The organism is Roseovarius maritimus (assembly GCF_043355895.2).
GTDB classification, from domain to species: Bacteria; Pseudomonadota; Alphaproteobacteria; order Rhodobacterales; family Rhodobacteraceae; genus Roseovarius; species Roseovarius maritimus.
The window spans coordinates 1-6048 of sequence record NZ_JBHFPF020000024.1; the positions used below are offsets into that span (position 1 = coordinate 1).

At 51.8% G+C, this 6048-nt stretch carries 8 protein-coding genes; 4 read left to right on the forward strand and 4 right to left on the reverse strand.

What is annotated here, in order from left to right; translation table 11 throughout:
- Positions 1 to 53: 53 nt before the first annotated feature.
- Both ACEWPM_RS19615 and ACEWPM_RS19620 read right to left on the reverse strand, forming a co-directional pair.
- Positions 54 to 464, reverse strand: a complete 411-nt coding sequence (locus ACEWPM_RS19615) for a hypothetical protein (RefSeq protein WP_393964142.1) — start codon at positions 462 to 464, stop codon at positions 54 to 56.
- A 19-nt stretch (positions 465 to 483) separates the two neighbouring features.
- On the reverse strand, positions 484 to 1527 hold the full coding sequence (locus ACEWPM_RS19620) for a Fic family protein (RefSeq protein ID WP_393964141.1): 1044 nt from the start codon (positions 1525 to 1527) through the stop codon (positions 484 to 486).
- Positions 1528 to 1631: 104 nt separating this feature from the next.
- On the opposite strand from ACEWPM_RS19620, the gene ACEWPM_RS19625 reads away from it, so the two are divergent.
- A complete protein-coding gene (locus tag ACEWPM_RS19625; RefSeq protein ID WP_393964140.1) occupies positions 1632 to 2135 on the forward strand; it encodes a hypothetical protein in 504 nt (167 codons plus the stop codon).
- Here ACEWPM_RS19625 and ACEWPM_RS19630 read toward each other — a convergent pair.
- Complete coding sequence (locus ACEWPM_RS19630; RefSeq protein ID WP_393964139.1) at positions 2130 to 2663, reverse strand: 3'-5' exonuclease; 534 nt, start codon at positions 2661 to 2663, stop codon at positions 2130 to 2132. The genes ACEWPM_RS19625 and ACEWPM_RS19630 overlap by 6 nt on opposite strands.
- Before the next feature lie 264 nt (positions 2664 to 2927).
- On the opposite strand from ACEWPM_RS19630, the gene ACEWPM_RS19635 reads away from it, so the two are divergent.
- Entirely contained in the window at positions 2928 to 3134 is a 207-nt protein-coding gene (locus ACEWPM_RS19635) for an antitoxin Xre/MbcA/ParS toxin-binding domain-containing protein (RefSeq protein ID WP_393964138.1), read from the forward strand.
- Here the strand turns inward: ACEWPM_RS19635 and ACEWPM_RS19640 are convergent, their stop codons facing one another.
- Positions 3135 to 3416 (reverse strand): hypothetical protein, encoded by a 282-nt coding sequence (locus ACEWPM_RS19640; protein WP_393964137.1) that lies wholly within the window; start codon positions 3414 to 3416, stop codon positions 3135 to 3137.
- A gap of 1547 nt (positions 3417 to 4963) precedes the next feature.
- Between ACEWPM_RS19640 and ACEWPM_RS19645 the strand changes: the two genes are divergently transcribed.
- A complete protein-coding gene (locus tag ACEWPM_RS19645; RefSeq protein WP_393964136.1) occupies positions 4964 to 5329 on the forward strand; it encodes a CopG family ribbon-helix-helix protein in 366 nt (121 codons plus the stop codon).
- Positions 5268 to 5522, forward strand: a complete 255-nt coding sequence (locus ACEWPM_RS19650) for a type II toxin-antitoxin system RelE/ParE family toxin (RefSeq protein WP_393964135.1) — start codon at positions 5268 to 5270, stop codon at positions 5520 to 5522. The genes ACEWPM_RS19645 and ACEWPM_RS19650 overlap by 62 nt, the downstream gene beginning before the upstream one ends.
- Positions 5523 to 6048 lie beyond the last annotated feature (526 nt).

The window sequence follows — 6048 nt, forward strand, 5'->3', positions numbered from 1 at the left end:
TCCAAATTTATCAGGGGGGTCACTTTTGGACGCCGATCACCCCAATACAGGGGTCAAAGTTGCATGCTGATCCACACTCGGATCGCCAGGGCTTCGAGTTCATCTGCGATATGTTCCAGATCGAAACCTTTCAAGGCTGGATTCTTGAGCGGAGCAAGACGACGAAGCCGAGCTACTTGATCGGTGAGCCAGGCCTCATAATCGGTAGTATAGAGGTCAGCTACCTCTTCCGGCTTCCGGTGCTCACCGGGCCTCAGATGCCGTCTCATACAGCCCTTTGGGCGGTATTTTGAGACCAAAAGGGCAATCAGAGCTCGTTCTTCATCAGAGATCTTCTCGAGATCGATCCATCTCCATTCGCGTTCATACAGAGCAAGTGCATCCTCACCGGCAAGCACAATGTCATCTCTCATGTTATGACAAAGAGCCTTCAATTGAGGAAATTCAGCGGGTTTCACACGCATGTATGTCTCCAGATCTTGATCACAGAACGAGCTCGTAACGCATGGAGCTGGACACTTCCTTTACCGGCCGGAGCAACGCCTTCTTCTCCAGTTCCGCCAACTCGACCTCAGCTACCTCGGTCACACAGTCCGCAATCTTTCCATATTTTGTCGTCGTCATACCGCCTTTGAAACCGTCTGGACCTTCTCTCAGCATCCGGGCAATCACCTTGGCCTGGCTATCGTTCAGTTCTTGATAGTAGCTTTCGATGCGCAGACGGCTTCGAGTGAAATCCATCCATATGCCCGCGATCCGTCGAGCTTCATCAAGGGTTTCAAGATACCAGATAAGCCAATCGGTGGCGTCCAGATCACTTTTTCCGGTTTTCTCGAGGGTATCATAGTATCCCTCCCGTCGACTGAGGATTGCGGCCGAGAGGGCTGTCAGGCCGCTCTGAGGGCCGAGTGCCAGTTGGGCAACCGCCCGGCCGACACGGCCGTTCCCGTCAGCAAACGGGTGGATCATCTCAAAATACAGATGAGAGAGCCCCGACTTGATCGGTGGGGGGAGGCTTGATCGATTGAACCAATCAAGAAACCGGACCATCTCACCAGGCACTCGATCTGCTGGCGGGCCTTCATAATGCACTGTCTCGCGGCCGATTGGGCCCGACATGATCTGCACGGGCTGGGTTCGCCATCTACCCCGCTCTAACCGCGGATCGCGGACAACAAGCGCTTGCCATTCACACAAGCTTTCAGTCGTGAGCGGCATTTGGGCTCGGTCGACCTCGAGGATGAAATCCACAATCTTTTCAATATAGCTGTCTGACCGCCCCTTCCCCAGGATCGATGACTTGACGGTTTCGCGGTCGATCATCTCACCCTCGATTTCGGATGTTGCAGATGCTTCGAGCGCCAGCATTTCAATTCGATATTCTTCTTGTTCGACTGTCGATAGCTGACGCAAAGATTCCTGGAAGAGCTCGATTTCATGAGAATAGTGGGATGAAAGCTGATTTACTCTCCCAAAATCCCAAATGAAATCCGGCCAGCCAGGATTCTGCCAAATATATCCTGTCATCTCCTATCCCGATCCCGATCCCATACTAAGCATATTTCTTACTTAGAAGGCTTGCATATTTTTAACTTTTTGCAACCTTATTTATATAACCAGGGAGAAATCAAATGCTTGAGCCGATGAATGAGCTGAATACCGCTTCAATCTGGGAAAGCTACCGAGTTAGGGCTGGGAAAAAGGTTTTGAGTGCCGTGGCGGCGGCTTGGCGACCTTACAACCGTAAACAGATGGCTTTCGAGATGACGCTGCATGAGAGAGCACATGGCTACATGCTCGCCGGTGAGCGCTTTGATAGAAACGGGAAATCTCTTGCTTTCAGGATTCTCGAAGTCGACACGTCAAGGAATTCTGAGGTCTTCTCTGTTGAAGATTTCGCCCGCAGAGAAGCTCATGTCGATCTCCTACTTATCAATGACAGCATCCCTGGTTTCCCGAGCATCCTCCTTGAGCCTGTCGATATGAAATCAGGAAAAATGAAGGGCTACGCAGGTCAGCTCAAGACAGAATTTGCGAACGGGCTTGTCGTGCTGTCTCACACCTCCACCCCACCGGGCGACTTGTCAGGGGAGTGCTGGGAGTGGACGCTGAGCGTTTGGATCGATTTTTTATGATTTCTTGATGGCTTCGACCAGGGCCCGAGCCAGCCGTCTGCTGTCCGGACCCGCCCGGTGGGGGGCTTTATGGGTCTCCAGGAACTCATAGACGCGGTCGAGATCGACATCATCAAGCAGATCGAAAGCGACCTGATGGTAGTCGATCAGATCGAAAATCGTGAACTTCGAGGGATCGGTTGCTGCTGCTACACTCAATTTGCGAAGCCAAGCTCCATCAAACCTAGGGGCGTCGGCTACGATCAACCGGTTGCCTACCTGCTTTTTGAATGCTCTCAGCACGTCTTCTGCCGGCGGCGCCGCATCTAGTGAGAGGAACGGGATCCCATGCACCTGCTCTGAAACCGGCGACCAATGTTCAGGAAGCCATGTTGCATGTCGCATGATGAGTGACGACCAGGTTTCAACTTTTCCGGTTTCCAGAATTCGAGATACCCCGATTTCGATTGGCCACGAGTTCGGTCCAAGTCCTGAGGCTTCGAAGTCGATGAAAGCGTAGTGAGAGAGCCCTTCAAAATCCTGTTTCATGAAATCTTTCTGGTCAATTTGAATCCTCTTACTCAATTACAATAACAGAACACGGATCACAACTTTCGTTGCGCACTCCGCCGCGGTCATAGATAAATTGGATTCCGACACCTGAAGTGCTCTGGCTTTCATTTTTTGGAAAAGTTGAAGCCTCAGGCGTATTTCCAGTAACCTTCGCTTGAGAGCTCAGCCAGCGGTCGAGGCTTTACGAACTCCACAAGATGGCTACTATGTTAGGTTGGCCAGTCAGTGGAGTTCTTGGCGATGACAAACACATCAGATCAGCAGTCCATCATGGCTCTACTGGAGCGCACTTATCATGCCGACAGGGCGGCGATGGACCGGTTTCTGGACCGACCCCACAGGCTGCTGGGCGGCGTGTCTCCGCGGCAAAGCATCGAATCCGGACCAGGTGGCATGGAGGAGGTCAGAAACCTTCTGCTGCGCGCCAACGGCGGTGTGGCCGTGTGATCAGTCATCCTTATTCTGAATTCTGACAACAGACACACATTTGATCGGTGTGCAGATCATGCCCCGGCAGCGGGCTACGTCATCAAGGCTGGTGACGGCATATGCGCCCACTGAGAGCATCTCATCGACCCGTTGGGCTTGGGTGGTATCTTGGAGCTCAAGCACCGACTGGCTGTCTTCTGTGGTCGTGAAGAGCACAGTCTCGGCAACAAGATGGATACTGGTCTCGACCTGTGATCCGTCAACGCTCTGGTTGCTTTCTTCGGAGAAGATCTGAACCACATCGCCGGACTTCGCGCCTTCGATCGGGATCGAATACGGGATCTGGTTGGCAGCCGGCCCTTAAGCTATGACGACGTCCATGATCACCTCTTCTGGTTTCTCACCAGGCTCGGGTTCGGATCCGGTCATCGAGACAACGAGTCCGATTGCCGTAGCTGCCGGGATCGTTAAGAGTGCCAATTTCTTGATATTCATGTCGATCACCGATCACCGAAATTGGACAATACGTGGGTGCCGCATGATGATGAGCTCTTCAGACCTGCACCGTGGCACGAGAAAAGGCTTGAAGGGTCCTCCACGCGTGATGTTCTTGTCTTGGTGTTATGTCTTCTCGGAAGTGAAAAGCCGCAGGAAAAGATGCTTCAAGACCGTTCTAAAGACATGCCAGTGGCTACTCGCGTCACAGATGTGGATCATTTAATTTACCACGAAGCCCAGATGACGCGGAGTCGAACCGGCTTAACAAATCTAGATTTCGATAAGAATTCTAAAATTGGTTTCCAATAATTCTCCGGTAAGAAAACGGGTCCGGATATTTAATTGCCCCACCTCTATAAGGTAGTATCCTGTATAGAGCGGGGGCAATTAATAGTATGTAGTGGTTTTTTGACCATGATTAACATAGAAACTACAATATGTATTGCGTTCTGATACCTTGGCCTTCGGCCATTTTTTTATTTTACCGAAACCCGACCCAGCCCTTCACCGAACCTCTCAGCGATAGCTTTCTGATAAATAATGCTAGAGCGGCTTCTCGGGTGTGCCTTGGTCAGCAGCCCCATTTGAGGTCCTGAAGCCTCTCGATTATGTCGTGTTGAAAGCTTGGGCACATCTCAAGCGCAGTTCTCACAGCCACATGCTGCTCTCCTCTCTCTCCCTTCCCCCCCAATGCCTTGAGGATCTTCTCGCGAATGATTGACCGGAGTCCTGAAGCGCATCTGCGATGCTTTTTGGAGGGGCGTGGATGGGTGGGTGGTGACTCTCGGTGGTGAGTTCGGTTTCCATATTTTCTTTGGCATGAAAACGGATATGGTGTTTAATTAACTTCCCTCTATAAGTAAGTAATCCCCTTATAGAACCGGGTTAATTAATAACATACAGTGGTTTTCCTCCCATGATTGATGCCGAAACCACAATATTTTATGTGTAGGAAACCTGCTGTGTTGACTCGGAATCGGACTCGTTAAGCCGCCCAAGAGCCGCAACTAGTGTAATTAAATACCTGCTCTGGACCTGTCCCTGGTCGAACCGCCGGGACAGGCATTGACCAAGGTTGATAGAGTATTGCTTAGCTCACACGGCTCTACATCACCCGTCAATTCGGCAGTGAAAAGAGAGAAAAGCCCCGCCTCGGCGGAGCCTTCAATCCATCATCGGGAAGCTTGTTCCAGGCTATATATCTCAAGACAATCATCGGGTGCGATCAGTCTTCTTCCGGCGTCTAGACGATGAGCCTTCTGAAATTGAGCGGATCCAGTGGCCAAGTGGCCACACGCGCTATATGTTAGTAATAGGTATTACCTATTAGCTATTAGCAGGACCATCGGATGGCGTCCCCTACATCTATTAAGCTCGATGACGACATGAAAGCGCGCGTTCAGTGTCTTGCTGACGCTCGTAATCGCACGTCTCATTGGATCATGCGTGAGGCTATTGCCCAGTATGTTGAGCACAAGGAAAAGCGCGAAGCATTGCGCCGGGACACTCTCGAGGCGTGGAAAGAGTTCCAGGAAACAGGGCCGCACACCACTGCTGAAGAGGTCGACAGATGGCTGTCGACTTGGGGAGATGAAGACGAGTTGCCAACTCCTGAAGCCACAAGTCATCTTCACCCCAAGCGCGGTTCGGGACTTGCAACGACTGAGGGAGTTCCTGAGACCGAAGAGCGCCGATGCGGCGCGTCGGGCCGGTGATGCGATCCGACAAGGCGTGAATATCCTCGGTGCGCGTCCCCGGCTCGGGCGAATGATCGATGACCTTCCTGCTGAGTTCAGGGAGTGGCCCATCGATGTCGGAGACAGTGGCTATGTCGTCCAGTATCGGGTTGACGAGGCCAAGGTAATAATCCTGGCCGTCCGCCATCAAAAAGAAGCCGGCTATTCATAAAGGAGCTCCTCATCACTGATAGCGTGTCGCCGGCCAGAATCAGTCTTCTTCCGGCTTCTGAAGTCTGTGAGAGCCCGTGAACTTCGGCCGGTGTAGAATCCGACTGTTCCTGAATACGCCACCCCCGCCGTTTATGTGCTGGAGCTCTTCACGGGTGACTTTGCCCGTCCGCAGATCCTCGTCATCTTGATCGCGGGACCGTTGCTTCTGCCGAGCGCGTTCGTCGGGATCGAAATAACCAGGCTTCATTTTTCTAAGTCTCCAGATGATCTCAAAAAGCATATCACAGTTCCTGCTTAATGCGAACAGAGCACAGAAAAAGACCGGGAGAGAACTCCCGGTCCAGTCATGGCAACTTGTATTCAGTTCTGATCAGGAAGTCCTGTTGCGCAAGCCTTCGAGCTCTCTTTCGAGCATCTCTGCTTCGTTCTGTTTCATATAATCTAGGCTGTGGATCAGCATGCAACTTTGACCCCTGTATTGGGGTGATCGGCGTCCAAAAGTGACCCCCCTGATAAATTTGGAT